Below are 25,857 nucleotides of genomic sequence, written 5' to 3' on the forward strand. Positions count from 1 at the left end.
ACACTATGATTTCGTAATACAATGTGTGTAAAGGAGGGTGATTGTATGGGAACGATATCTGTGCGACTCAATAAGGAAGACGAACTTCTCATTAGAGAGTATGCGAAAACAAAAAATCTTACCCTCTCTATGCTTGTTCGGGAAGCTGTCCTAGAACGAATAGAAGATGAATTAGACATAGTGCTTTATCATGAATCAATGAGTGCACATCAAGAACATTCTGAAGCAGTTTCATTCGAGGCCATGCTAAAGGATTTGCAAACTTAGATTAAACCTAAAAAAGCATTCGTCCGTATTCAGACGAATGCTTCTCTGTCGTTCTTTTGAAGTCAAATATCGCAGTTATCGTCCGTGCACGTCGCGCCACCCGAGAGCACTTGAAGCGTCGGTGCCGATTCGGCCCACGTCTTCTCAAGTACTTGCGTGAACGCCTCGGTCGGCTGGGCGCCGGAGACGCCGTACTTCCCGTCAAAGACGAAGAACGGGACACCGGTGATGCCGAGATCGCTCGCGCGTCTTTCTTCAGCACGAACCTCTTCCGTGTATACGTCTGAAGCGAGCACGTCTTTCACGGCGTCAGCATCGAGCCCGACGCTTGTCGCGATCTCGACGAGGACGTCGTGGTCGCCGATATGTTTCGCCTCGATGAAGTACGCTTTGAGGAGCGCTTCCGACAGCTCCTTCTCTTTACCGACCGTCTTCGCATAGTGCGTCAACCGGTGCGAGTCGAGCGTGCCGGTGACGACCATGTTGTCAAAGTCATAGTCGAGTCCGACTGATTGAGCTTGAGCGGCGACTTGGGCCGTCGTTGTTTTCGCCTGCTCGAGCGGCATGCTGTATTTCTTCGCGAGCACTTCATAAATCGAACGTGAATCGGTCGTCGGGGCGTTCGGATCGAGTTCGAAGCTCTTAAACTCCACTTCGACCTTGTCCGCGTGTGGGAACTGTTCGAGTGCTTCTTCTAGACGGCGCTTGCCGATATAACAGAACGGACAGACGTAATCTGACCAAACTTCAATTTTCATAGTGAATCCCTCCTACAGTCAGTGTAGGATGTCTTGAAATTGAAGTAAATGAATGTGCTCACAAAAAAAGCCCTCACGAGGAGGACTTAAAAGACGTACCAGAACACGCAGACGAAGTGGGCGAAGCTGCCGAACAAGATGAACAAGTGGAACACCTCGTGGAAGCCCCAACCGCGCCAGTTGACGAACTTCGGCTTGAAGCCGTAGATGAGACCGCCGACCGTGTACATGAAGCCTCCGAGCAAGAGCCAAAAGATGCCGCCGTTGCCGATCACGCTATGGAGCGGTCCGATGAAGAAGACCGACAGCCAGCCCATACCGATGTAGAGAGCAGTCGACAAGAAGCGTGGGGCGTGGAACCAGACAAGTTTGAAGATGATGCCGAACAAGGCGAGGACGTGGACGATACCGAACAGCACCCAGCGCATCGGGCTTTCGAGCGCGAGCAGTGTGAGCGGGGCGTATGTCCCGGCGATCAAGGCGTAAATCATCGCATGATCGATTCGTCGGAAGAACGCGATGACTTTCGGCGAGGCGATGATGCTGTGGTACAAGCCAGACGACAGGTAAAGAAAGACGAGACTGATTCCGAACAAAATCGCCGCCATGATGGCGAGCGGTGAGCCGAGCAGTGACGCTTTCACCGTCATCGCGATCAAGGCGATGAAGGCGAGTACCGCTCCGGCGAGATGGGTCAGCGCGTTAATAGGTTCCCGAAAAATCGAATTCATGCAAAAACACTCCTTATGACGTCATGTAGTATCCATAACTACATGATAAGCGGTATGGGCAAGAAGAACAAGGTTTTTGTTTCGACAAACGACGATTGTCCGTATACTGAAAGTGAGGTGATTCGATGAAACCGAACGAGATTGTACGGACGGAAGGCACGCTCCCGAAAGCGGTATTGCCGACGATCGACTTATATATGGACCAAGTCATCCAACTGTTCGAGCAGCATTACGGCAAGATGAAACGTAATGAAGACGAGACGATTTTGACGAAGACGATGATCAACAACTACGCTAAAGGCAAGTTGTTCCATCCCGTCAAAAACAAGAAGTACACGAACGAGCATTTGATGCTCCTCGGGTTGATCTATGAGATGAAAGGGCTGTTGTCGATCAACGACATCAAAGAGACGCTCCGGCCGCTGAATGAATCGGACGAGGCGTTCTCGCTCGAAGACTTTTATGACGCCTATCAAGCTCAGAAAGAACAAAACTTGCAGGCGTTCGAGACGCAAGCCGAGACGCTGCTCGCGAACGTGAAAGCGACTGAAGCGAGTGAAATCCAACAGTCGCTCGCCATTGCCTCCGCGGTGCATATGAGCCACTTGTATCAACGGCTCGCCGAACGGTTGATCGACGAAAGTAAATAAAAATGTCCCCTAGACTCCGTTTGTAGTCTAGGGGACATTGTGTCATTTTAGATGTTCGCGTTCGAAGCGCTCACCTTTGTTGTACATTTTAACGACGAGAAGTGGTGCTAAATAACTGATGGTCACAAGAATGAAAAGCGTCCATAAGAGATTATAATCTAACATTAGACGCTCATACGTGAACGACAAAAACAAAATGACGGTGATATGAACTAACGGGTGGAGGTTCCTGAGCAAGGCGTTGAGCACACTACTGATGAATACAGTCAAAATCACGAGCATGAACAAGAAAAACGCAATCAACAACCACATGTAGTCCATACGTCACCACCAAGTTAATTATTGATGTACTTCTCGAACACGTCACCGAAATCTTTCCGGTTCCATTCGTGATAGTGGCCTTGGAGCCAGTCGAACGATTGTTGCGACAAGTCTTTGAACGTCGTCGCGACGTTCATGTCCCCTTGACGGAGGCCGCTCAGAACTGACACGGAATGCGTGAGCGACGCGTTGGCGAACTCGAGCATTTTCCGGCCTTCGCGTTGTTTCTCGGCGATGGCGAGGAGTGATTTGTACAAGTCTTTGACGTGCTCGATTTGCTTTTTGTTTACGTCGATCGAGTATGGCTTATCGCCGATTGTGAACTTGATCTCGACGTCTAAGTCGACCGTGCCGGCCGTCTCGAACATGACGTGTTGGAGCGGATGTTGCGCGTACGGATAACGATACAAGACGCGCTTCGAACTGATGGCGCTCGCGCCGTCGAGATGGATCATCGCGAGGTTCGTGAAGCAGTACTCATCCGATTTCGACTTGATCAAGAAGTAAATCTTCTCGTTGTCCTCATGTAAGACGTAATCGTCGGCATCGGCCTTGTCGAAGTCTTTCGGGTCGATGACTTCACCGATATCGCTAAAGCCTGTCAAATCAGAAGCTAGTTTTTTGAACATGTACAGTCTCTCCTCAGTAGTGGATTTTGTGCATCTCGACCGGGTCGGACCCGGTCCGCTCGTTCCGGTTGAGTCCGTCGATCGCTGCCATGTCTTCTTTCGTCAACGTGAAGTCGAATACCTGTATGTTTTCACGAATCCGACTCGGTGTGACCGATTTTGGAATGACGGCGACACCGTTTTGAAGATGCCAGCGCAAGATGACTTGGGCCGGGGACTTGCCGTACTTGCTCGCGATGTCGACGATCGTCGCATCCTCGAGCGCCTCACGACCTTTCATGAGCGGACTCCACGCTTGGATCTGGATGTCGTAGCGCTTGCAGTACGCGATCAATTCTTTTTGGGACAAGTATGGGTGGATCTCAACTTGATTCACCGCCGGTACGATCGCACACGATTGGATGATCTGTTCGAGGTGTTGAATCTCGAAGTTCGAGACGCCGATGGCCCGTACTTTGCCTTCCTCATACAACTGTTCGAGCGCTTTGTACGTCTCGACGAACTTACCGAAGCGCGGCATCGGCCAATGGATCAAGAACAAGTCGACATAGTCGAGACCGAGTCGGTCGAGGCTGTCTTGAAACGCCTGGAGCGCCTCGTCGTAGCCGTGAAACTCGTTCCACAGCTTCGTCGTCACGAAGATGTCTTCGCGCGGGACGCTCGACTCACGGATCGCCTGCCCGACGCTCTCTTCGTTCTGATAGATGGCGGCCGTGTCGATCAACCGGTAGCCGGCGTCGAGTGCCGCCTTGACCGTGTCGACCGTGACCGTCCCGTCTTCAACTTTGTACACGCCGAGCCCGAGCATCGGCAGTTTCACATCATTATTGAGTGTTGTCCATTCCATAATTTGATTCCCTCCCTCTCACATCTAACGTTACCGAAAATCACGACAAAGTGAAAGCGAAACCTACAGCCGAATGCTTTCTCCGTGCGCCTTAATCACGATTTGATCGCGTTCGAGTTTGGCCGCGGCGACGAGGCGGTCATACGGCTCCTCGACCGGCTCGTATGATAAGACGAACGTGTCCCAGTGCATCGGGAAGAACCGTTTCGCTCCGCTCTGTTTGAACATCGTCCACGCTTGCTCCGGGGTGCAGTGCGCTTCCTGGAACGAGTCCGGTTGATACGCACCGATCGGGAAGAAGGCGAGGTCGATCGGTTCTTTGTTCGCGAGCCCGTTGAACGCTTCGGTGTACGCCGTGTCGCCGGCGAACAGCATACGGACGCCTTTATATTTCAAGACGTAGCCGTTATAGCCCATATGTTTGTCCCACGGGAAGCGGTTGCCCCAATGCGCGACCGGGATCGCTTGGACGTTGAGTCCGTTCGCGAGTGTCAACTTGTCGTGCGGATGCATCTCGAGAGTCTGTAGGCTCGGATAGTGACGCAACAGTTTGCTCGTCCCCGGTGCCGAGATGACGACCGTGTCACGGGTGATGAGCCGCTTCAAACTTTTATGGTCGAAGTGGTCCATATGGGCGTGGCTGAGCAAGATGACGTCGACGTGACCGATCTCTTCGATCGAGAGGGCAGGGGCGGTATGCCGTTTCATGCCGAACGTGACGGGACCGACGTGGACACCGATCCGTTTTGAGAATACCGGGTCGGTCAAAATTTTGAGGCCGTACCAATGGATGAGCACGGTCGAGTGGCCGATCCACGTGGCGCTCACGCTCGTCTCGTCGAAAATGGACAAGTCCGGTTTGATCGGCGCCTCTTTAAAGTCAGGACGCGGTAACCGCTGTTTCAGTCGTGTATAAAAGAACGTGCCGACGCTTGCCAAGACAGCGCTCGGGACGAGTAAGTTGCGTAATTTCATGTGAGTCACCTCGTTATATAGGATAGTTTCATCTTAACGCTGACGACTAAGACATGCATCCGCCCATAGGCGTAGAAACGATGGGAGATTGTGGGTTTGCTGGTTGCGAATCCGCTTACATTTTGGTAAGGTGGCAGTAGATTAGGAAAGGAAGGTACCGCGTGCTATGAAAAAGTCACACTCACTCAACTGATGAAACGAATCATCACTGTTCGTCTGAACAGTCACGGGTGAAGTGTGTCCAATCTCAAGCTGCGGGGTGACCCTTTTTTTCCGCTTGACCGGAGATCTTCACACCATCGCTTTCTAGCGAATGGTGTTTTTTGTTTCATCGCGTATCGGACAAACAAGCGAGGTGAGACAACTATGTTATCTGTACATCAAGTCCGGTTCGACTACGACCAGCAACCGCTATTTGACAGCGTCTCGTTCGACGTGTCAACAGGCGAACGGGCCGTCTTGTTCGGCCAAAACGGGTCAGGGAAGACGACGTTGTTCAAATTGCTCGTCGGTAAACTGAGCCCTCAGGCCGGTCGAATCGAAGTAGCCGGAAAAGTCGGTGTCGTCGAACAGACCGTGTCCGTTGGGGATGGGACGACGCTCGCGTACGTCATGAAAGGTGACAGCGAACGGTTCCGTTTGTACGAAGAAGTCACATCAGGCGACACGGAGCGCGTGCTCGCGGTGTATGACGAGGCGATGGCGTGTGACGCTTTCGGACTCGAGGCCGAGGCGAACCAAGCGTTGAAACGAATCGGCATGGATGGAATGGGATTAAGACGGCTTTCTGACTTGAGCGGCGGCGAACAGACGCGGGCACAATTGGCCCGGCTCATGATGCGTCACGTCGACGTCGTCTTGCTCGACGAGCCGACGAATCATCTCGACGTCGACTCGATCGACTGGCTGACGCGCTGGGTGCGTGAGTTTCCGGGCACGGTGCTCGCCATCTCCCACGACCGCCAGTTCATCGATGACGTCGCAACGGTCATCCTTGAACTGAGTGACGGCGAGGTCGTCCGCTATCCGGGCAACTATAGCGCCTATAAGCAGCAAAAAGCCGAGGAACGGGTGCGTGACGAGCGGGCCCATGCGCGCTATGTGGCGCGCAAGTCGGAACTGCTCGATATGATCGTCCAGTACAAAGGCTGGCACTTGAAGGCGAAAGCGACGGCGAGCGTCCGCAGTCCTGGTGCTCAGAAAGGGGCGGCGAACCTTGCCGTCAAGATGAAAGCAAGGCAACGAAAACTCGATCAGCTCGAACAAGGGCGTCCCAACAAACCGAAAGACGCGGGGCGCGTTTCGGTCCGCTTCGAAGCGGAACCGCTTGAGGCGAAGACGTGGATCACGGTCGAGAACGTCGTGTTCGGGTATGACGAGCCGTTGTTCGAGCATCTTTCGTTCACGTTCAATCGAGGAGACCGCTTGTCGATCGTCGGACCGAACGGGAGTGGGAAGACGACGCTGTTGAAGCTGCTTTTAGGGCAGCTTCAGCCAAACGAGGGTGTTGTGCATCGCCATCCGAAACTGAAAATCGGCTACTTCTCACAGACGCTCGAGCGGTTGCCCGAGGATGGGACGCTGCTTGACGCACTATTATCCGCGAGCGACATTCCGGAGACGGAAGCGCGGACGCTCCTGGCCCATTTCTTGTTCCGTCGTGACGACGTCTATAAACCGATGCGTGAGGCGAGCATGGGCGAGAAGTGTCGGATCGCATTCCTCATCCTTTATTTCTCAGACGCAGACATGCTCGCGCTTGATGAACCGACGAACTATTTAGACGTCGCGACACGCGAACAAATCGAGGCGGCCTTATCGATCTACCGGGGCGGTCTCATCCTCATCTCGCACGACCGGACGTTCCATCAGCTGACGGACCGGACGATCGAGCTCGGCGAGACGGTGCGAATTTTAGAAGCCGGACAAGACACGCCCCCCATCGACGTCGAAGCGACGATTCAGACGCTCGAGGCGCTGACGAATGACGAACAAAAATTTGTTGACGAGGCAGGAAACGTGAAGCCGTTTGACGAATCGGAACAGATGAGACGAAACGAGTAGGAGTGGAGAATAATGAAGGAAGAAGTTCGGTCATCACGGGCCGCGTCAAGGAAACGAAAACGGTTGTTACGGTTAGCGACGGCGGTCTTGTTGATCGCTTCATTGATCGGTGTCATCGCGTTCGCGGCGTACATCGATTCGCAAAAGCAGACGGCACTGCCTGAGTCGGACAACATCTCGACGGAAGAAGTCGATAGCGGGACAGAGGCGGAACCTGAAGAGGAAGCGACTGAAGAAGAGCCGAGTGAGGACGTCGTCTACATCGCGACGCCGTACACGAAAGTGTATGCTGATGATCGTGTGACCGTTCTATATGAGGCGGATCTTGGAGACCGGTTCGAACGGCTCGAAGCCGTCAGTGGATTCGTCAAACTTCAGTTGAACGACCGGACGACCGGATGGGTGACGGAAGAGCGCGTGACCGAGGAAGCGACTAGCGTCTCGGACGATGAAGTGGAACAGGCGTGGCAAACGGTCGTGCCGACGGCTTCAGCGTCTGCTTTGGACTGGCTCGGACAAGACGTGGCGACGGTCCGATCGACACTCGGGGCACCGGCGTCCGTCCAGCGCGACCAAGTGAACGAGTACCACTTCTACAATGGCTTCTTTTTAATGGTGCGTGACCAACGAGTGAAAGCGATCGATTGGGACCGTCAGACGGCCGTGACGCCTGAACTTGAGGCGGCGAGCGCCCAAAGCGCGGGCAGTTGGTATGACGGGGAGACGCTTCAATTGAAGCTGTTCCCGTATAACGGGGTCATGCGGGTCCGAATTGAACAAAAGTAAATGCTGGCGTCGAGAGGGTGCATCCTGTCGGCGCTTCTTTTTTCGAATTCATTCAAACGAGCGTTTGAATGATAGGGAGAAAAGGGATATAATGAAGGGAGAGAGGAGCGATGACGCATGGGACAACATGATCATGGCCACGAAGGCCACCACCACACAACGAATCAACGAGCATTATTGCTAGCATTTCTGTTGATCGTCACGTTCATGGTCGTCGAAGTCATCGGCGGTCTGTGGACGAACAGCCTCGCGCTCTTATCGGACGCGGGGCACATGCTCGGCGACGCGGCAGCGCTCGGGCTCAGTTTCTTGGCGGTCCGGTTCGGCGCCCGGAAGGCGACACCGAACCAGACGTTCGGGTACCGCCGCTTTGAGATTTTGGCGGCGTTCGTCAACGGATTGACGCTCCTTGTCATCTCAGGTTATATCATCATCGAGGCGTACAAGCGCTTGTTCGCGCCACCAGAGATTTTAAGCGGCGGCATGCTCGCCATCGCCGTCATCGGGTTGCTCGTCAACGTGCTCGCGGCGTGGATCTTGATGCGTGGCGAGCGGGACAACTTGAACGTCCGGAGCGCGCTCCTGCACGTGTTCGGAGACTTGCTCGGATCGGTCGGGGCCATCACGGCGGCGCTGCTCATTCTAATGTTCGGGTGGACGCTCGCTGATCCGATCGCCAGTATGTTCGTCGCGCTCCTCATCTTGGTGAGCGGGTACCGCGTGACTCGGGACGCCGTCCATATTTTGACGGAAGGGGCGCCTGACAAAGTCGACGTCGTGGCGATGCAGCGTGACCTTGCGACCGTCGAAGGCGTCAAAGAAGTACATGACCTCCACGTCTGGTCGATCACGTCTGAGGAGTACGCCGTCACGTGCCACGTGTTGATTGATAAAACGACAGATGATCAACGCGTGCTGCACGATGTGACGGAGCGGATGAAGCAGTACGGGTCGTTCGGTCGTTCGACCGTTCAAATCGAACGAGAGACGGCACACTGCGAGGAACGAACGATCTGGTAAACGCACGAGCGGTCCCTGACAAGAGTCGGGGACCGCTTTTGTTATGGTTTCAGGACGACTTTGACGCAGTCGTCGAGGTGGTCATTGAATATCTTGTAGGCGTCAGCGGCTTGTTCGAGCGGCAGGCGGTGGGTGATGATGTCGGTCGGATCGAACTTCTTGTCGACGATCATCTGGAACAGCTCAGGCATGTAGTGGATGACCGGAGCTTGACCAGTCTTAAGCGTGACGTTGCGCGTGAAAAAGTCACCCATCGGAAACTGGTTATAGTTCATCGGGTAGACACCGGTCAATTGGACCGTACCGAACTTGCGGACAGCTTCTTTGGCGACTTTGATGGCGCTGAGCGTTCCGCCTTGGATCATCAGCTTTTGCTCGACTTTCTCGATCGGGGTTTTCTTCCCGTCGATACCGACACAATCGACGACGATATCGGCGCCACCACCCGTGATTTCCCGGATGTATTTGCCGGTCTCGACCGGGTCTTTCAACAAAACGGTTTCGACGTTGTTTGAGAGTTTGGCTCGGTTCAATCGATAGATCTCCGGGTCGACAGCGATGACGCGTTTTGCGCCGCGCACCCAGGCGAGTTTTTGTGTCATCAAGCCGACAGGGCCCGACCCGAGAACGACGACCGTGTCACCGGCCTTCATCCCAGCGTTGTCCAAGCTCCACCATGCGGTCGGGATGACGTCGGAGAGGAACAACAGTGCCTCATCCTCGAGCTCGCACGACTCTGGGATGACGAGCGGCATGAAGTTACCATACGGTACTTTCAAATATTCGGCCTGACCACCCGGGTGGTTCCCGAACTGTTCAGTGTAACCGAACAGTCCGCCCGCATCTGTGTGCGGGGCGTGGTTCGAGTTGTCACACTGGCTCTCCATTTCATTCTCACAATAGAAGCAATGGCCGCAAGAGACGTTGAACGGTAAGACGACGCGATCGCCTTTTTTCACTTTGGTCACGTCTGGTCCGATGTCTTCGACGATACCCATCGGTTCGTGTCCGATGATAAACCCGTGCCGGGCCGGCATGTTGCCTTGGTAAATGTGAAGGTCAGACCCACAGATGGCCGTCGACGTGATCTTGACAATGATTTCTTCTCGGTTCTCGATTTCCGGGTCCGACACATCTTTCACTTCGATGTTTTTCGTCCCTTGATAAGTAACAGCACGCATACGTTGGTTACCTCCTTTTTTGAAAGACAGGTGAACGACGACATGGTTACTGTACCCGTATGGTGCGAGCATGAATCTACCCGCGAACGGGAATAGAAAAAAGGACTCACAAAGGAGTCCCAGTGCCCGCGATGTCGATGACGACGATCTCGGGTGGATTGAAGATACGCGGTACGCTGACTGTGTAGTTGAAGCCGCGGCCGATGATATGGGTGAACGAATCGTGTTCATACAGGCCGCCCGCATATTTTGGGAAGAAGCCTTGGTCAGGCGCGTAAAGCCCGTTCAATAGATAAGGGATACGGACCTGGCCGCCATGGGCGTGGCCCGACAAGACGAGGTCGAACGGAAGCTCGGCGTACGTCTCGACTTGTTCCGCCCGGTGGGACAAGAGCAGGCTGAACGTGTCGTCCGTTTCGACGTCGTCAAGTGCGGTCAAGACGTCTTGCTCCCAGTTCCCGTATATGTTTTCGGCGTACGTGCGAAGCGGGTCCTCGACGCCGCCGATGATGAGTTCGACTCCGTTAACGGTCACGGCCTCGGCTTCGTTCTCGAGCACGATCACACCAAACGAACGAAACACGTCTTTGACGTCGTGCCGGACGAAATCACTTGATTCATCAATTTCATGGTTGCCGGTGACGAAATACATCGGGGCGATTCCTTGTAGCCCTTCGATTAGTTCGAAAGCGGCGTCTGGCGAGCGGTATCGATCGAGCAAATCACCGGGAAGCGCGATCAGATCAGGTTGCTGCTCACGAACTTTTTCAATCAGATTTTTTTGGTCCTCACCATACGAATAGCCGTGCAAATCCGAGAGGAGGATGACGCGTAACGATTGACCAGTTTCGAGCTTATCGGTCGTCAGCTCGTACTCTCTAATCGTCAGCCCGTTGTAAAGGGCGGCGAACAGAAAGACGACCACGATGCCGAACGTGATGTACTTTCGTTTTCCTTTTAGCATCGTGTCGCCTCCTCGGTCGGATGTTTGTCTTTTCATTCTACTCTGTTAATAGGTGTGGACGCAAAAAAAAGCCCACTCATATTTGAGTGGGCAGGGGATTAGGCGACGTTTGTCGTCAATTTGACGTCGACGTTGCCGCGTGTCGCTTTCGAATACGGGCACACTTGGTGCGCTGCTTCGACGAGACGCTCAGCAGTTGCTTGGTCGACACCTTTGATTTCGACTTCGAGCTCGACCGAGATGAAGAAACCTTCGTCGTTCTGGTTAAGTGTGACGTGGCCAGTGACGCTCGTGCCATCTGTCTTGACGCGCTCTTTACCGATGACGAGGTTCAACGCGCTGCCGAAGCAAGCTGCGTATCCGGCTGCGAACAATTGCTCAGGGTTCGTCGACTCTTCTGCTTGTTTCGATCCTGGCATCGCGACGCTCAAGTCGATGACGCCGTCCGTAGATGTGACGCGACCTTCGCGGCCACCGAGAGCTGTTGCTGAAGCTGTGAATAGTGGTTTCATAATTAAATTCCTCCGTTTCGTTTTTAACAATTAAGTTGTGCACAATTTAATTATAGGGCAGTCAAACAGATATTCAAGTGATATGCTTGACCTAAGACTTTAGCCGGAGGAATTTATATGAAAAGTTCGTTAACATTAGAGCATCAGATTTGCTTTCAGCTCTACACCGCCTCAAAAGAATTGACACGTTTGTATCGGCCGATCTTAGAGCCGCTCAAACTCACATACAGCCAGTATTTGGTCATGCTCGTTTTATGGGAAGAAGATCACATCGATTTGAAACAGCTCGGGGAACGGTTGACGCTTGATTCGGGCACGCTGTCACCGCTCATCAAACGGTTGACCCAACTCGGGTACGTGGAGAAAATCCGGGCGACCGATGATGAGCGCCGGGTGTTGGTGTCGCTCACCGCATCGGGTAGCGCACTTCGTGAGCAGGCCGAGGACGTGCCGGTCAAAGTGAGTGGTATGCTAAATATAGACGAAGCGACTTATTTCGCTTATATGGAGATGCTCATCGATATCAAATCGCGTCTGCGTGAATTCGGTGAGCGACAGGGCTAGGTTCTCACGAAAGGAGACGATATGTTTCGTAAACTGTTTATTCTATTGATTGGGATTGGTCTATATACGGCTTGGAACTATGAGGTGCCGAACGTATCGGCGCCGACGAGCGTCCAGGTGAAGTCGACGGAAGTGGTGGAAGAGCGCGTCGCGACCGACGCTCCAAAGTTCGCGAGCCAATATGCCGGTCACGACTGGTATTTGCTCGAGAAAAATGGCGACCGGACGCTTGAGCTCGTCGATGAGGATGGTGCCAAAAAAGGGCAATACCAATTCGAGTCGGGCAGTACGTTCGAAGGGCTCGTCCTTGACCAGACGACACGACAACAAGTCGAGAACATCGGCTTCGACGAAGTGAAGTCTTACGATAAAGGGTTGAAACGTTACTTGATCCCGGACGATCCTTCGTTCTCGGTCTATGCGATGAACGGCAATTACGTCACGATGTTCTTTGACCAACATGACGAAGACAAGCTGAAAGGCATCCTTTCCGTTGAACGGAGCGTCGAGGAGTCGAGCGACGGTTATTATGGAGACGTCTCGGAAGAGAGCATCGTGTCTAACGAGGCGCTCATGCGCATGCTCATGAACTGGGACCGTCAAAAGTTTGGGTTATCCGCACTCGCTGACTATGAGCCGCTGCTTCCGGTCGTCCGGGCGCATAGTGAGAACATGGCGGTGAACAACTTCTTCAGCCACACCGACCCCGAAGGACGCGACCCGTTCGAACGGATGAATGAGGCCGGACTTGCCTACTCGCTCGCCGGGGAGAACTTGGCGATGGGACAGATGAGCGTCTTTCACGCTCACTGGGGACTGATGAACTCGCTCGGTCACCGCGAGAACATCTTAAAGCGAGACTTCACGCACGCCTCGGTCGGTCTTGTCTATAATGAAGACAACAGTCCATTCTATACGATCAACTTCATCACACCACGATAAAAGGATGGTCTACCCTAGAGGGGCGGACCATCCTTTTTAGCGGTCAGAGCAGGCGTTTCACCGCTCGCTCGATCTCGTCCGGTGTCGTCTGCGGTGAGAACCGTTCGATGACGTTGCCTTTCCGGTCGACGAGGAACTTCGTGAAGTTCCATTTGATCGCTTTCGAGCCGAGCAGGCCAGGTGCTTCTTTCGATAAGTATTGGAAGAGCGGGTGGGCGTCTTTGCCGTTGACGTCGACTTTCGAGAACATCGGGAACGTCACGCCGTAGTTCAATTGACAGAACTCGCTGATCTCTTCGTTCGAGCCCGGGTCTTGGTTGCCGAACTGGTTGCACGGGAAGCCAAGAATATGGAAACCTTGACCTTGATAGCGCTCAAATAGCTTTTCAAGGCCGTCTAATTGAGGTGTGAAGCCGCACTTGCTCGCCGTGTTGACGATCAAGAGGACGTCCCCCTCGTATTTGGATAAAGGCTGCAGCTTGCCGCTCATGTCGGCTGCTTCGTACTGATAGATCATCATCTGATTCCCCCTTTTTATGTTCATTATAGCAAGCCGTTCGATTGCGAACGACTTTGAACCGGTTGTCCGCAATCAAATTGTCACGAAACGATGAGGTCGCTGTTACAATGAAATCAAACGGAACCCGTATAATGAATCGTTGTAGAGAGGAAAGGTGTTATGTACATATTGAAAAATGAATTTATTTGGATCGCATTGATCCTGATCGGCTTGTTCGTCTCGAGTGCGACGCCGTACTCTGACCAAAGCATCGTCTCGCCGCTCGAACGCTTCGATTGGACGTGGGCCGAACCAGCCCTCTCGAACGTCGACTTCGACTATGCCGGCAGCCCGGTCTCGCTCGAAGACAAAGGAACCGTCGGCTTGATCGAATTTTTAATTCGGAAAGCGGCACACTTCACGGTCTTCTTCGTCTTAGGTGCGTTGTTCGTCAAAGCCGTGTCGCGGACGAGACTGAACGCGTGGCTCGTGTTGTTGTTCGCGTGGGCGCTCGCGAACACGGTCGCCATCTTTGATGAGTTTCATCAGAGTCTGACCCCGGAACGCACCCCGCTCATTCAAGACGTCGTATTAGACAGCTTCGGCGCTTGTTGCGGCGTCCTGCTCTTTGGTGGCTATTATCTGTTCGTGAGAAAACGTAATAAACACCAACGGAGAGGTTATGTATCGGTCAGGTAGATAAAAAATAGTATAGGTCATTATTTGAAAAGCGCTTTCATAAGGCGTTTTTCTTTTTTACTAAATTCATATTTTGTGACAATTTGTGGATTGAGCCCGTTAAATACCCACGTTTTATCGAGGATAAAACCTAAATCAGGTCAATGTAACGCGAATGAAATATAAGTGTAAAATAACTTTAGGTTTAGATTGCTATAATGAGTCACAGGGCGAGACGGATTCTCGCAAAACTATACAGAACTCATTCATCTATTATCCTATAGAAATTCACACGACTCAGCGGAGGTAAGCACATTGATTAACTTGAAGAAACTTGCAGCAACCGTCACTTTAGGCGCTCTTCTAATCAGCGGCACGACACCTGGTTTTGCAGCGTCACTTACAGACAAGCAAAAAAAGGTCCAACAGCAGCAACAAAAGAATAGCACTGAGCAGAGCAAAGCGAACTCTTCGATCCAATCACGCGAACAAGCGATCAGCAAAGAGCAGCAAGAAATCAACAAGCTAGACGCTGAACTCCAAGACGTCATCAACGACGTCGCACAAAAGAAAGCTGAGATTCGTGCTACGCAAGAAAAAATTGCCGCGCTTGAAAAACAAATCAAGCAGTATGAAGCAAAAATGAAAGCACAAGAAGAACTTATGAAAGAGCGCATGGCAACGATGCAAAAGAACGGCGGCGGGTCGATCGACTGGGCCGAGTTCATCTTCGGATCAAAAGACTTCGGTGACTTGCTTACTCGTATGATCACAGCAGGTACGATTCAAGAGAACGACAAGCAAATTTTTGAAGAGTACCAAGCGACGAAAGAAAAGCTTGCGACAGCACAGGCTGAATTGAAAGCCGAGCGCGACGCTCTCGTTAAACAAAAGCAAGAACTTGAAGCACGTAAAGCAGCGCTCGACAAGAAAATGAAAGAGCGGGCGGCTAAAGTCAAGAAGCTCAACGCTGAAAAAATCAAGTTCGAATCGAAATTGATGAGTTTGAAAGAAATGGAATCAACGCTCCAAGCACAAGAAGCTTCAATCAAGGCAGAAATCGAAGCACAACGTCGTGCGGCTGAAGAAGCGAAACGTAAAGCAGCGGCGGAAGCGGCAGCAGCTGCAGCAGCAGCGAAACAACAAAAGCAACAAGGTTCGTCAAGCAAGCCGAGCGCGTCAGCGGCAACGCCTGTAGCGGCGGCACCGGCAAGCGGCGGCATGTTCCAACGTCCTGCTAGCGGTCGTCTTACACAACCTTTTGGACCTGCAAGTGGTGTGAACGGTTATACGTTCCACAACGGTCTTGATATCGCGGCACCGGTCGGCACACCGATCTATGCAGCGCAAACAGGTACGGTCACGACGGCAGGATGGGGCGGCGCCTACGGGAACCACATCATCATCACGCACGTCTTGAACGGACAAGTTTGGACGACGGTCTACGCTCACTTGAGCTCGGTGTCGGTATCGGCTGGCCAACGTGTCTCGCAAGGTCAGAACATCGGCGGCATGGGTAGCACAGGTAACTCGACTGGTTCGCACTTGCACTTCGAGATTCACCGTGGCGGTTACTCGTACTCGTCTTCGAGCGCGGGTAGCACGGTCAACCCAGCTTCATTCTTCTAAACGTATACAAAAAGTGATCGACGAACGCGTCGATCACTTTTTTATTGCCCGATAAGCGATAAACGTCAGCAAGGCGGCCCCGATGACGCTCAGCAAGAGCGTGTCGAGATTCGGGTCGGCAAAGACGCTCATGCCACCGACGATCAGCATGTAGGCAACGATCGAGCCGACGAAGACGGTCGACACGACCGAACGGACTCGTTTCGGGATTTGCTTCCACCAGTTCCTCATAAAAATCGCCTCCACCTATTAGTATAGGGGAGGCGGGATGATTCATCTAGCGAGCCGGATCCACGAAGATTCCATGATCGGCCGGTAGCCGACTTCTTGATAAATCTTGTTTGATGTCGGGTTGGTCAAATCGGTGTAGAGCGTGCAGAACGATTTCGTTTCGAGCAATCGACGACTGAGAGTGGCGACGAGACTGCGAGCGTATCCGTTTCCGCGTTTCGCAGGAGCCGTGTAAACGAAAGACACCGTGATGCCATTCAACGTCGGGCGGGAGCGCTTTGCGCACGAAACGGGTATGCCGTCGACTTCCCAGATGAAGGCGTCATCGTTATCAATCATTGAAGTGACGACAGAGACCATTCTTTCGTCATGTGATGGTTCGAGTCCCGAGTCTTGTTCAAAGGCACGGTACCACGTCTCTAAAAGAGGCTGGTCGGACTTGGTCGCCTGGCGCATCGACCCGCCGGCCAGAACGATGTCGTTGACGCGGTCTAATCGATAGAGCCCTTGCGACATGAACGTCGACGCTGCTTCATCCGTCCGTTTCTCCCACATGGCACCGAACGTCTCGGCATGTGTCTTTTCGGAGACGACTTCTGTGAACGGGATGTCTAGCTGTAGTAGAGCCGGGATGACAGCCGCGTGGATCAATGTTGCCTGAGACGTGTCGACGACGACGTAATTGAGCGGGTGCGGCGGTGTGACTTGCATGATGGCGAGGAGCTGTCCATCGTCTTCGACCGTCAACTGATGGTAGGTGTCGTATAGGTCTCGCTTAATATTTTCAAGGATGCCGATCATCAAGCTGTTCTCGGCCTCTTTTTTCAACAATTCCGGCATGACGCGTTCCGAAAACGCGAACGGGTCGTTCCAAACTTTCACTTCCAAAGTCGACACCCTTTCTGTATATGTATGAAAAACGGGCAAACCGTAAGGCCTGCCCGTTGTCTAGCTCGTAACTCGTTAAGCGATGTCTTCGCGCGCTTTCGCGTCGTCGAGCAAGTTCGTGTTGCGTTTGAAGTAATGGACGATTTTGGCGATGGCGCCGTCACCTGTGACGTTCGTCGCCGTACCGAAGCTGTCTTGCGCCAAGTAGAGCGCGATGACGAGGCTTTGCATCGTCGCATCGAATCCGAGGATCGACCCGAACAATCCGAGTGATGCCATGACGGCCCCACCAGGAACACCTGGCGCCGCGATCATCGTCACGCCGAGGGCGAGGATGAACGGGAGGACGATCGCGTATGACATCGGCATGCCGTTCAAGTACATGAGGGCGACACCGACCGATGTGAGCGTGATCGTCGAGCCTGATAAGTGGATCGTCGCGCAGAGCGGGACGACGAAGTTGGCGACGCCTTCATCGACGTTGTTCAATTTTGCCTGACGAAGCGTGACCGGGATCGTCGCGGCTGACGACTGTGTGCCGATGGCTGTGAAATAAGCCGGCATCATCGTCTTGAGCAGTTTGAACGGATTCTCTTTATTGAGCCCGCCTGCGATTGAATATTGAATCATGAGCATCGTCGCGTGAAGGACGATGATCGTGACGAATACGAGCGAGAACACCGACAAAATTTCGGCGACTTGACCGGCGTACGTCATGTTCATGAAAATTCCGGCGATGTGGATCGGCAAAAATGGAATGATGACTTTACTAATGAGTAGTTCGATAATATCGCGGAAGTCCATGGCGAGGTCGAGTGAGCGTTTGCTCTCGATCGCGGCGATCCCGATTCCGATGACGAACGCGAGAATGAGCGCCGTCATGACACCGAATACCGGTGGAATCTCAAACTCCATGAAACCTTTCAAGAGTGCTTCTTCTGGGTTTTCAGCTGATGCCGTGCTGCGTGCTAAGATCTGCGGGAACAGGTTGCTCGTCGCGAAGTAGGCGAGTGTACCGGCGACGATCGTCGATACGTAAGCAATCGCGGCCGTCAAGCCGACTAGTTTCCCGGCGCCTTTTCCAAGTTCCCCGATACCTGGAATGATGAAGGCGAGAATGATGAGCGGGATGGCGAAGCCTAAGAATTGTCCGAAGACCGTGTTGAACGTGACGAACGTCCGTACAATCCAGTTCTGGCTTTCTGGTACGATGCTACCGACTAATATCCCGAAAGCGATAGCGATGATGATGCGGCCTAGAAGACCAATCCTTAATTTCAAATAAATCATCCTTTCTAAATGTTTGAATTGTTGCTATTTTCGCACATTTCCCTGCGTGTTGCCAGCCTATCTTCGAATTTTACTGAAGATTGACGTTTGACAACTTCTGAACAGGGTATCACAAAATGTTAGTGATAAAAAGGAAGGGGTCTTCTCCTTTTCCTAATATACAAACGATGTTATGATTAATTTGGAACAGACGTAAAGGAGGGGTGACACGTGCAGGTACAACGAACAACGATTCACATTGCGGGGCAAGACTATACAATTGTTAGCGAGGAGTCAGCCGATCATGTGAGGGAAGTGGGCTTTCTCGTCGATAGTAAGATCCGCGAGATTCGTGAACAGTCCCCTCAGCTAGACGCTCGTCAGGCAGCGGTCCTCGCCGCGATCCAAATTGCGAGCGATCACGTCAAAACTAAACGAAATACGGGAGAATAAATCAATCCATGGTTACTCTACTTATACTGTTTTTCTTGTTTATCGGGATCATTAACGGCTTCCGCCGTGGTGCGATCCTCCAGCTCGGCCATTGGGTCGCGCTCATCATCAGTTTCTTTGTCGCCAACGCCTATTACCGGGATCTCGCCGAAGCGTTCAAGCTTTGGATCCCATACCCGTCGCAACTTGACGGGACGTTACCGGGCGGTGTGCTCGACTTGAACTCACTGTCAGGCATCGAGATGACATTCTATAACGTTTTTTGGTTCGTCATCTTGTTCCTGATCACGAAGCTCGTCTTGCATCTCATCTTGTCGATGCTCGACTTCTTGACGGACTTGCCGATCTTGCGCCAATTGAAAGGCATCATCGGTGCCGTGCTCGGATTCTTCGAGTCATACGTCATCACGTTCTTCATCCTTTGGGTGATCGCGTTCGTCCCGATGGCGGGCGTCCAAACTGCGGTCGACAACTCGTCGCTCGCGACGTTCATCATCCAGGACACGCCATACCTATCTGACTGGTTCTCGAATAAGATGCTGTGACACGACAGGCCGGAATGCAAGCAAGCGCTTGTGTCTCGGTCTTTTCTGTATGAAAAAGGGGGAAATACGATGAATAAAGTTGAGGCGATGATGCTGTTAGAGAAAATCGCGCAATATATGGAGATCAAGGGTGAGAACCCGTTTAAAATCAACGCGTTTCGGAAAGCGGCGACGGCGCTCGAGAACACCGAGCTCGAACTCGACGACATCGATGATTTGACGACGATCTCAGGTATCGGTAAAGGGACGGCAGCTGTACTCGAGGAATGGCGCCAGACGGGACGGAGCGAGGTGCTCGAGTCGCTCCAAGAAGAGATTCCGTTCGGCTTAATGAAGCTGCTCAAAATTCAAGGTCTCGGTGGCAAGAAACTGGCCCAGTTAAGAGAAGTCGGCGTCGTCGACCTCGAGTCGCTCATCCGTGTATTGGAAGACGGCACGGCGTCAGAATTGCCGCGCTTCGGCACGAAGAGCGTCGAGAAGTTGCTCGCAGCAGCACGGAACTTGGAATCCCGTCCGGAACGCCTGTCGTACGCGATGATGCGCCCGGTCGTCGACGAGATCAACAAAGTGTTAGAAGGCGAGGCGCTCGTCCTCCGGCATTCGGTCGGAGGCAGTTTCCGCCGGGCCGAGGAGACGTGCAAAGACTTGGACTTCATCATCGCGACCGAGGAGCCTGTCGCTTTGCGCGACAAACTGCTCGCGCTCCCGTTCGTCAATGAAGTCATCGCAGCCGGTGAGACGAAAGTGTCGCTCGTCTTAGAGCGCGAGGAGATGGTGTCGGTCGACTTCCGGATGGTCGAGCCCGGTGCTTTTGCCGCGACGCTCCACCACTTCACCGGCTCAAAAGACCATAACGTCCGCATGCGCCAACTCGCGAAAGCTAAGGGTGAGTCGATCTCCGAGTACGGGGTCGAGACCGCGGACGGCCTATGGCAGCCGGAGACGGAAGCAGAGCTGTTCGAACGCTACGGCCTCCCGTTCATCCCGCCGGAGCTACGGGCAGGGAATCTTGAGTTCGAGTACGACATCTCGAAGCTCGTCACGCTCGACGATATCAAGGCCGACGCGCATATGCACACGGTCTGGTCGGACGGGAAGTTGACGGTCGATGAGCTCGTCGCCGCGATGAAAGCGCGAGGTTACGAGTGGATCGCCATCACCGATCATGGCAAGTACATGTCGTTCGTCAACGGTTTGACCGAGGAACGATTAGAAGCGCAAGGGGAAGAGATCCTTGCCGCGGCGAAAAAATACGATATGCACGTCTTGCGCGGTGTCGAGATGGACATCCGCCCAGACGGGACGCTCGACTACGAGCCTGAGTTTTTAGCGACGCTAGACTACGTCGTCGCCTCGATCCATTCAAAGATGGACCAAGGTGTCGACGAGATCATGGCGCGGCTCGAGAACGCCTGCCGTTCGCCTTACGTCAACGTCATCGCCCATCCGACCGGGCGCTTGATCGGACGTCGTGACGGCTACCCGATCGACGAGGAGCGCTTGATCGCCCTCGCGAAAGAGACAGGGACGGCGCTCGAACTGAACGCCAACCCGAACCGTCTCGATTTGACCGCCTCGACGCTGAAAAAAGCGAAGGCGGCCGGTGTCAAACTGATGGTCAACACCGACACGCACCACCCTGATATGATGGAAGATATGGCACTCGGCGTCTTGCACGCAAGAAAAGCCTATCTCGAACCGTCAGACATTATTAACTGCCTCACGTTCGAGGACGCCAAGGCGTTCTTCGACGCGAAGCGACAGAAAGGAACATGCTAGATGGATCACGCGTTACGCGTATTAGAATATGAAAAGTTACGTCAACAGCTCGCCGTGCATGCGGCCAGCTCGCTCGGGAAAAACCGGGCGCAAAACATGCAGCCTGACTACTCGTACGACCGGGTACTCGCCAACTTGAACGTCACGCGCGAGGCGACCGAGGTCGTCCGGCTCCGGGACCGTTTGCCGCTCGGCGGTCTCTCAGACGTCCGCGCCGAAGTGAAACGGGCCGCCATCGGCTCGGTGCTCTCGACGAGCGAACTGCTCGCCGTCGCCGCCGTCATGTACAGCGGCCGCCAAGTGAAAAACTTCTTTGAGAAGTTGCACGAGGACAACGAAGACATCCAAATCCCGCGCCTCGACGAATATGCCGAGCGCTTGACGAAGCTGATCGAGGTCGAGCAATCGATCCGTCACGCGATCGATGACCAAGGTACGGTCCAAGATTCGGCGAGCTCGCAACTGCGCGGTCTGCGGACGCAACTCCGCAGCTTTGAGGGCAGTGTCCGCTCGCGGATCGACAACATCCTCCGCAACAACGCCAAGATGCTCTCAGACGCGATCGTCACGATCCGGAACGACCGCTTCGTCGTCCCGGTCAAGCAAGAGTATCGCCAAGCGTTCGGCGGGATCGTCCACGACCAGTCGGCGTCAGGGCAGACGCTCTTCATCGAGCCGCAAGCAATCGTCTCGATCAACAATGAAATCCAAGAAGTCCGCTTGAAAGAACGCTCGGAGATCGACCGCATCTTGACCGAACTGTCAAATCTCGTCGGCGGCGTAGCCGATTCCGTCGTGACGAACCTCGACGTCTTGGCCGAACTCGACTTCGTGTTCGCGAAAGTCGCGTACGGACATCAACTGAAAGCGACGGAGCCGAAGTTGAACGACGCCCGCGAGATCAAACTGAAGCAGGCGCGTCATCCATTCATCCCGCAAGATGAGGTCGTCCCGATCACGGTCGAGCTCGGGGAAGACTTCACGTCGCTCGTCATCACCGGACCTAACACGGGTGGTAAGACGGTCACGCTCAAGACGATCGGGTTACTGCAACTGATGGTCCAGTCAGGGCTCTATGTCCCGGCCGAGTTCGGTACAGAGCTCTCGGTGTTCGACGCCGTCTACGCCGACATCGGTGACGAGCAGTCGATCGAGCAGAGCTTGTCGACGTTCAGCTCGCACATGACGAACATCGTCAGCATGCTCGACAAGGTCGACTTCATGTCGCTCGTCCTATTCGATGAGCTCGGTGCCGGGACCGACCCGCAAGAAGGGGCCGCGCTCGCCATCGCGATTCTCGATGAAGTGAAGCGGCGCGGGGCCCGCGTCGCGGCGACGACCCACTATTCCGAGTTGAAAGCGTACGCCTATAACCGAGAAGGTGTCGTCAATGCCTCGATGGAGTTCGATATCGAGTCGCTCAGCCCGACGTATCGTTTGTTGATCGGTGTGCCGGGACGCTCGAACGCGTTCGAGATCAGCCGACGCCTCGGTCTGTCCGAACAAGTGATCGATAAGGCGCGGAGCCACGTCGGCACCGACGCCGAGTCGGTCGAATCGATGATCAACGAGCTCGAGTCGGCGAAACAACGCGCCGAGCAGCTTGAGCAAGAACTGATCATCAAACGCCACGACTTCGAACAAGAGCAAGCGGCGTTCGAGGCGAAGATGAGTGAATTCGAGACTGAACGCGACACGATGTACGGCGAGGCCGAGGCACGTGCCGAGAAGGCCGTCGAGAAGGCGAAGCGGGAAGCGAACGAAGTCATCGACCGGTTGAAGAAGCTGCGTGAGCAAGGCATCGTCAAAGAGCACGAGATCATCGCCGCGAAGAAACAGCTCGAATCGGCGAAACCGACGCTCCAAGATAAAAAGATCCAAAAAGTGAAACAAAAAGCGCAACAAAAACGTACGTTCAGTAAAGGCGAAGAAGTGAAAGTGACGACGTTCAACCAAAAAGGGTATATCGTGAACCAGATCAACGACAACGAGTACAACGTCCAAGTCGGGATCATGAAAGTGAACGTCAAAGCGGACGACCTTCAAAAAGTCGGACCCTCGAAAGAACAAGCGCTCCAGTCGAAAGGTAGCTCGCTGAAGCGCCAGAGCTCGACGAAGTCGGAGCTCGATCTTCGCGGCGTCCGGGTCGAAGAGGGACTCTCGCGCCTAGACAAATATATCGACGAGGCGCTCGTGTCCGGATACGACAACGTCCGCATCATCCACGGGCTCGGTACGGGCGCGATGCGACAAGCGACGCAAGAGTATTTGAAAGGACATCGTCACGTGAAGAGTCAACGCCCGGGTGGTATGGGCGAAGGTGGACTCGGGGTCACGGTCGTCGAATTGAAGTGAGGGACGCATGATGATGGGGAACGTAACGTTTGGCGTGATGCTCGAGTCGCTCGGATTGTACTCGATCGCCGGTCTGATGATCGTCGTCGGGCTCGCCATCTTCGAGATGACGACGCCGTACAGCAACTGGCGCGAGGTTCAAAAAGGGAATATCGCCGTCGCGCTCGCGACCGGGGGCAAGGTCGTCGGCCTGGCCAACATCTTCCGTGTCGTCGAGAGCCATCACGAGCGGATGATTGACGTGTTGGTCGGAGGGAGCTTCGGCTTCTTCTTACTGCTCGTCACGTATTGGTTGTTTGAATTTTTGACGCCGTCGCTCAAAGTGAACGAGGAGATCGGGAAAGGCAACATCGCGGTCGGATTGCTCGCGTTCATGCTCTCGATCGGAGTCTCGCTCGTCGTCGGCGCAGCGTTGGTGAGGTGAAGACATGGTATACGAACGATTGGCAAAAATCCTCTTTATCGGGGCCGGACTGTTTTTAGTGGCAGCGGTGTTGTGGTTTGTCTTTTATTGAACATAAAACTGGGACGCTCCCGAGGCGTTCCTTTTTTATTTGTGTCAGCAGCATGGAGCTGGTGATAAATGTTTCCTCAAACGGACTTGCAGGAAAGAGTATAGGAGCGAGAGCTTAAGACAAAGCATATATCTAAGGCGAAGAGGTGTGGATAAATGGACAATGGTGCAAAATTTTTTGAACTGTTAGTGGTGAATGGAGTTAAATTACCAGGTGTGAAAGTAGACCGAACGGAGTTCTTAGCCACAAGTTTTAGCAAGCACGTGACCCCGAATCAATTAGCAGCCCTTCTTGAGAAAGGCCCTGTTCAAGCGAACGTCCCTAAAAAATTAATCAGACGAATCGCGAAGAAGACCGTTCGGAATCGGACTATGAAAAGTACATCAGCGTCGTTTGCCGCAGGATTACCAGGTGGCGTCGCGATGGCGGCCACTATTCCGGCTGATACCGCCCAATTTTTTGGCGTGGCAATCCGATTGGCTCAAGAAATCGGTTATTTATACGGGTATGAAGATTTTTGGGATGAGAACCGGTTGGATGTTGATCGGGTGAACGGAGAATTGATTTTGTTTCTCGGTGTGATGTTCGGTGTCGGGGGAGCGACGGCCACCATTAAAGTACTGTCTTCGCAATTCTCGAATCAAGCATTGAAGAAAATTCCGAATCGAGCCATGATGCGGACGATTTATTATCCGATTCTTAAGAAAATGGGAAGCTACATCGGGGTGAAGATGACGAGAAGATCGTTTGCTCAAAGTGTGTCTAAAGTGATTCCAATCGCAGGAGGTGTGCTTTCGGGTTGGATCACGTATTCATCGATGAGGCAGATGGGGAACAGACTGTTCACTGCACTTGAAGAAAGTATCGATCTCTCTGATGAAGAACTTGTAGCCAGTTTCAAAGAGATGAAACAAGAAAATCCGGATATTATGGATGAGGATTTTGAAATGTTAAGGGAGAGTGTCTGAGCGTAGGGGACGAACAGCATAGTTACCAGTCGAAATGATGCGACGATGCTGTTGACGTGGTGCGAGGGGCGTGACCGGATTTTAATACGTTTGAACAAGAGTTTCACGTCTTGGCATACGACGATCCGATCGTCCGCGACTTGGGGAAAGTCGGGAATACAGGGGGGTGTGGTGGAAACCATAGATGAAATTTCCTAAGAAAATCTAAATAGATGCGAAGGAGAATCGATGATGAAAAAGTTACTTTTATCCGTCTCTCTGTTTGCAGGAGCAACGATGGCTTTAACCGGTTGCGGAGGAATGGGCACGGTTGAAACGATTGACGACAGACCCGTCATTCATTTCGATGCCTCTTCAATCATTTCGTCAGCACGCGACCATCAAACCAAGATGCTCATGTTATCGAGTATGCCAACAGATATCGTCGCAATATCCGGAGCGGTTAAAGAATTGCAGGGGATGAAAGCAGACACTGACAAGTATTTGGCCGAACTTGAAAGACTACAGCATGAAGACCCCTCGGCCGATGAGTTCAAAGACCTCGTTGTTGAATATTTAGAAGCGGAAAACACGTATATCAATCAAACCATCGAGGAGTTATACGGTGGAGGCACGAACAGTCCAAGTCGCTTCTCGATGGAAACTCTTTACTCGAGAGCAAGCGCAAAAGTCTCCGATTTCCGGTATGAGCCGAAGTGAAGAGATTCCGTTCCATAAAGACTCTGTATAAAGATACCTGTAAGAATAAACTCGTAAAGAATCCATCTCTTACAAGACAGAGTATTATTGGACGTAGTGAAGGAGAATCGAGCAGAATGGGGAAAAGTGTTAAGAGAA

At 53.1% G+C, this 25,857-nt stretch carries 29 protein-coding genes; 16 read left to right on the forward strand and 13 right to left on the reverse strand.

The features are described 5' to 3' along the window. Positions 1-45 precede the first annotated feature (45 nt). On the forward strand, positions 46-267 hold the full coding sequence (relB, locus tag EVJ20_RS00295) for a type II toxin-antitoxin system RelB family antitoxin (protein WP_131465573.1): 222 nt from the start codon (positions 46-48) through the stop codon (positions 265-267). A gap of 62 nt (positions 268-329) precedes the next feature. Here relB and EVJ20_RS00300 read toward each other — a convergent pair whose 3' ends face one another. Both EVJ20_RS00300 and trhA read right to left on the reverse strand, forming a co-directional pair. Continuing rightward, the gene (locus EVJ20_RS00300) at positions 330-1,025 is read right to left on the reverse strand and encodes a DsbA family oxidoreductase (protein ID WP_131465571.1); all 696 of its coding nucleotides are present in this window, start codon (positions 1,023-1,025) and stop codon (positions 330-332) included. Between the two features lie 86 nt (positions 1,026-1,111). Then, positions 1,112-1,756: a PAQR family membrane homeostasis protein TrhA gene (gene trhA, locus EVJ20_RS00305; protein WP_070327786.1), complete on the reverse strand. Its 645-nt coding sequence runs from the start codon at positions 1,754-1,756 to the stop codon at positions 1,112-1,114. A gap of 125 nt (positions 1,757-1,881) precedes the next feature. Between trhA and EVJ20_RS00310 the strand changes: the two genes are divergently transcribed. After that, positions 1,882-2,406: a DUF1836 domain-containing protein gene (locus EVJ20_RS00310; protein ID WP_070327785.1), complete on the forward strand. Its 525-nt coding sequence runs from the start codon at positions 1,882-1,884 to the stop codon at positions 2,404-2,406. Between the two features lie 42 nt (positions 2,407-2,448). On the opposite strand, the gene EVJ20_RS00315 is transcribed toward EVJ20_RS00310, so the two are convergent. From EVJ20_RS00315 to EVJ20_RS00330, 4 genes are all read right to left on the reverse strand, one after another. After that, the gene (locus tag EVJ20_RS00315; RefSeq protein ID WP_131457522.1) at positions 2,449-2,727 is read right to left on the reverse strand and encodes a hypothetical protein; all 279 of its coding nucleotides are present in this window, start codon (positions 2,725-2,727) and stop codon (positions 2,449-2,451) included. Between the two features lie 14 nt (positions 2,728-2,741). After that, on the reverse strand, positions 2,742-3,356 hold the full coding sequence (locus tag EVJ20_RS00320; RefSeq protein ID WP_131489934.1) for a PH domain-containing protein: 615 nt from the start codon (positions 3,354-3,356) through the stop codon (positions 2,742-2,744). A gap of 13 nt (positions 3,357-3,369) precedes the next feature. Further along, the gene (locus EVJ20_RS00325; protein WP_131457518.1) at positions 3,370-4,203 is read right to left on the reverse strand and encodes an aldo/keto reductase; all 834 of its coding nucleotides are present in this window, start codon (positions 4,201-4,203) and stop codon (positions 3,370-3,372) included. 63 nt (positions 4,204-4,266) lie between these two features. Beyond that, on the reverse strand, positions 4,267-5,178 hold the full coding sequence (locus EVJ20_RS00330; protein ID WP_131465567.1) for an MBL fold metallo-hydrolase: 912 nt from the start codon (positions 5,176-5,178) through the stop codon (positions 4,267-4,269). Positions 5,179-5,544: 366 nt separating this feature from the next. Here EVJ20_RS00330 and abc-f point away from each other — a divergent pair, with 366 nt between their 5' ends. The 3 genes from abc-f (at position 5,545) to EVJ20_RS00345 (ending at position 9,048) form a co-directional block, all read left to right on the forward strand. Then, positions 5,545-7,242 (forward strand): ribosomal protection-like ABC-F family protein, encoded by a 1,698-nt coding sequence (gene abc-f, locus EVJ20_RS00335; protein WP_131504826.1) that lies wholly within the window; start codon positions 5,545-5,547, stop codon positions 7,240-7,242. A gap of 12 nt (positions 7,243-7,254) precedes the next feature. Further along, positions 7,255-8,028 carry a hypothetical protein gene (locus EVJ20_RS00340; protein WP_131489932.1) on the forward strand — a complete coding sequence of 258 codons (774 nt, stop codon included), beginning with the start codon at positions 7,255-7,257 and terminating at the stop codon, positions 8,026-8,028. A 117-nt stretch (positions 8,029-8,145) separates the two neighbouring features. Further along, positions 8,146-9,048 (forward strand): cation diffusion facilitator family transporter, encoded by a 903-nt coding sequence (locus EVJ20_RS00345; protein ID WP_131506785.1) that lies wholly within the window; start codon positions 8,146-8,148, stop codon positions 9,046-9,048. Between the two features lie 41 nt (positions 9,049-9,089). Here EVJ20_RS00345 and EVJ20_RS00350 read toward each other — a convergent pair whose 3' ends face one another. The 3 genes from EVJ20_RS00350 to EVJ20_RS00360 form a co-directional block, all read right to left on the reverse strand. Next, positions 9,090-10,229 (reverse strand): zinc-dependent alcohol dehydrogenase, encoded by a 1,140-nt coding sequence (locus EVJ20_RS00350; protein WP_131489930.1) that lies wholly within the window; start codon positions 10,227-10,229, stop codon positions 9,090-9,092. 106 nt (positions 10,230-10,335) lie between these two features. Further along, a complete protein-coding gene (locus tag EVJ20_RS00355; protein WP_131504824.1) occupies positions 10,336-11,193 on the reverse strand; it encodes a metallophosphoesterase in 858 nt (285 codons plus the stop codon). A gap of 98 nt (positions 11,194-11,291) precedes the next feature. Next, positions 11,292-11,705 (reverse strand): organic hydroperoxide resistance protein, encoded by a 414-nt coding sequence (locus EVJ20_RS00360; RefSeq protein ID WP_083273990.1) that lies wholly within the window; start codon positions 11,703-11,705, stop codon positions 11,292-11,294. A gap of 117 nt (positions 11,706-11,822) precedes the next feature. Between EVJ20_RS00360 and EVJ20_RS00365 the strand changes: the two genes are divergently transcribed. Beyond that, positions 11,823-12,269: a MarR family winged helix-turn-helix transcriptional regulator gene (locus EVJ20_RS00365; protein ID WP_070327775.1), complete on the forward strand. Its 447-nt coding sequence runs from the start codon at positions 11,823-11,825 to the stop codon at positions 12,267-12,269. A gap of 21 nt (positions 12,270-12,290) precedes the next feature. After that, on the forward strand, positions 12,291-13,211 hold the full coding sequence (locus EVJ20_RS00370) for a CAP domain-containing protein (RefSeq protein ID WP_131504823.1): 921 nt from the start codon (positions 12,291-12,293) through the stop codon (positions 13,209-13,211). 43 nt (positions 13,212-13,254) lie between these two features. Here the strand turns inward: EVJ20_RS00370 and EVJ20_RS00375 are convergent, their stop codons facing one another. Further along, the gene (locus tag EVJ20_RS00375) at positions 13,255-13,731 is read right to left on the reverse strand and encodes a glutathione peroxidase (protein WP_070327773.1); all 477 of its coding nucleotides are present in this window, start codon (positions 13,729-13,731) and stop codon (positions 13,255-13,257) included. Positions 13,732-13,890: 159 nt separating this feature from the next. On the opposite strand from EVJ20_RS00375, the gene EVJ20_RS00380 reads away from it, so the two are divergent. Continuing rightward, positions 13,891-14,409: a VanZ family protein gene (locus EVJ20_RS00380; protein ID WP_131465557.1), complete on the forward strand. Its 519-nt coding sequence runs from the start codon at positions 13,891-13,893 to the stop codon at positions 14,407-14,409. A gap of 294 nt (positions 14,410-14,703) precedes the next feature. Next, positions 14,704-16,017, forward strand: a complete 1,314-nt coding sequence (locus EVJ20_RS00385) for a murein hydrolase activator EnvC family protein (RefSeq protein ID WP_131504822.1) — start codon at positions 14,704-14,706, stop codon at positions 16,015-16,017. Positions 16,018-16,050: 33 nt separating this feature from the next. Here the strand turns inward: EVJ20_RS00385 and EVJ20_RS00390 are convergent, their stop codons facing one another. From EVJ20_RS00390 to EVJ20_RS00400, 3 genes are all read right to left on the reverse strand, one after another. Beyond that, positions 16,051-16,248 carry a hypothetical protein gene (locus EVJ20_RS00390; protein WP_233589617.1) on the reverse strand — a complete coding sequence of 66 codons (198 nt, stop codon included), beginning with the start codon at positions 16,246-16,248 and terminating at the stop codon, positions 16,051-16,053. 42 nt (positions 16,249-16,290) lie between these two features. Beyond that, positions 16,291-17,130, reverse strand: coding sequence for a GNAT family N-acetyltransferase (locus tag EVJ20_RS00395; RefSeq protein WP_236636171.1), 840 nt, complete (start codon positions 17,128-17,130; stop codon positions 16,291-16,293). An 81-nt stretch (positions 17,131-17,211) separates the two neighbouring features. Next, complete coding sequence (locus EVJ20_RS00400) at positions 17,212-18,426, reverse strand: dicarboxylate/amino acid:cation symporter (protein WP_070327768.1); 1,215 nt, start codon at positions 18,424-18,426, stop codon at positions 17,212-17,214. A gap of 210 nt (positions 18,427-18,636) precedes the next feature. On the opposite strand from EVJ20_RS00400, the gene zapA reads away from it, so the two are divergent. From zapA to EVJ20_RS00435, 7 genes are all read left to right on the forward strand, one after another. Beyond that, positions 18,637-18,858: a cell division protein ZapA gene (gene zapA / locus EVJ20_RS00405; RefSeq protein ID WP_016508139.1), complete on the forward strand. Its 222-nt coding sequence runs from the start codon at positions 18,637-18,639 to the stop codon at positions 18,856-18,858. A gap of 8 nt (positions 18,859-18,866) precedes the next feature. Next, positions 18,867-19,403, forward strand: coding sequence for a CvpA family protein (locus EVJ20_RS00410; protein WP_071399306.1), 537 nt, complete (start codon positions 18,867-18,869; stop codon positions 19,401-19,403). A 69-nt stretch (positions 19,404-19,472) separates the two neighbouring features. Beyond that, on the forward strand, positions 19,473-21,182 hold the full coding sequence (polX, locus tag EVJ20_RS00415) for a DNA polymerase/3'-5' exonuclease PolX (protein ID WP_071399307.1): 1,710 nt from the start codon (positions 19,473-19,475) through the stop codon (positions 21,180-21,182). Further along, a complete protein-coding gene (locus EVJ20_RS00420) occupies positions 21,183-23,537 on the forward strand; it encodes an endonuclease MutS2 (RefSeq protein ID WP_131506787.1) in 2,355 nt (784 codons plus the stop codon). 7 nt (positions 23,538-23,544) lie between these two features. Then, the gene (locus EVJ20_RS00425; RefSeq protein WP_131506789.1) at positions 23,545-23,961 is read left to right on the forward strand and encodes a DUF350 domain-containing protein; all 417 of its coding nucleotides are present in this window, start codon (positions 23,545-23,547) and stop codon (positions 23,959-23,961) included. A 246-nt stretch (positions 23,962-24,207) separates the two neighbouring features. Beyond that, positions 24,208-25,020, forward strand: a complete 813-nt coding sequence (locus EVJ20_RS00430; protein ID WP_131506791.1) for a bacteriochlorophyll 4-vinyl reductase — start codon at positions 24,208-24,210, stop codon at positions 25,018-25,020. A gap of 231 nt (positions 25,021-25,251) precedes the next feature. After that, positions 25,252-25,719, forward strand: a complete 468-nt coding sequence (locus EVJ20_RS00435) for a hypothetical protein (RefSeq protein ID WP_071399310.1) — start codon at positions 25,252-25,254, stop codon at positions 25,717-25,719. The last annotated feature ends 138 nt before the right edge of the window (positions 25,720-25,857 follow it).

It is taken from the genome of Exiguobacterium sp. SH0S1, assembly GCF_004337165.1.
Taxonomy (GTDB): domain Bacteria; phylum Bacillota; class Bacilli; order Exiguobacteriales; family Exiguobacteriaceae; genus Exiguobacterium; species Exiguobacterium aurantiacum_A.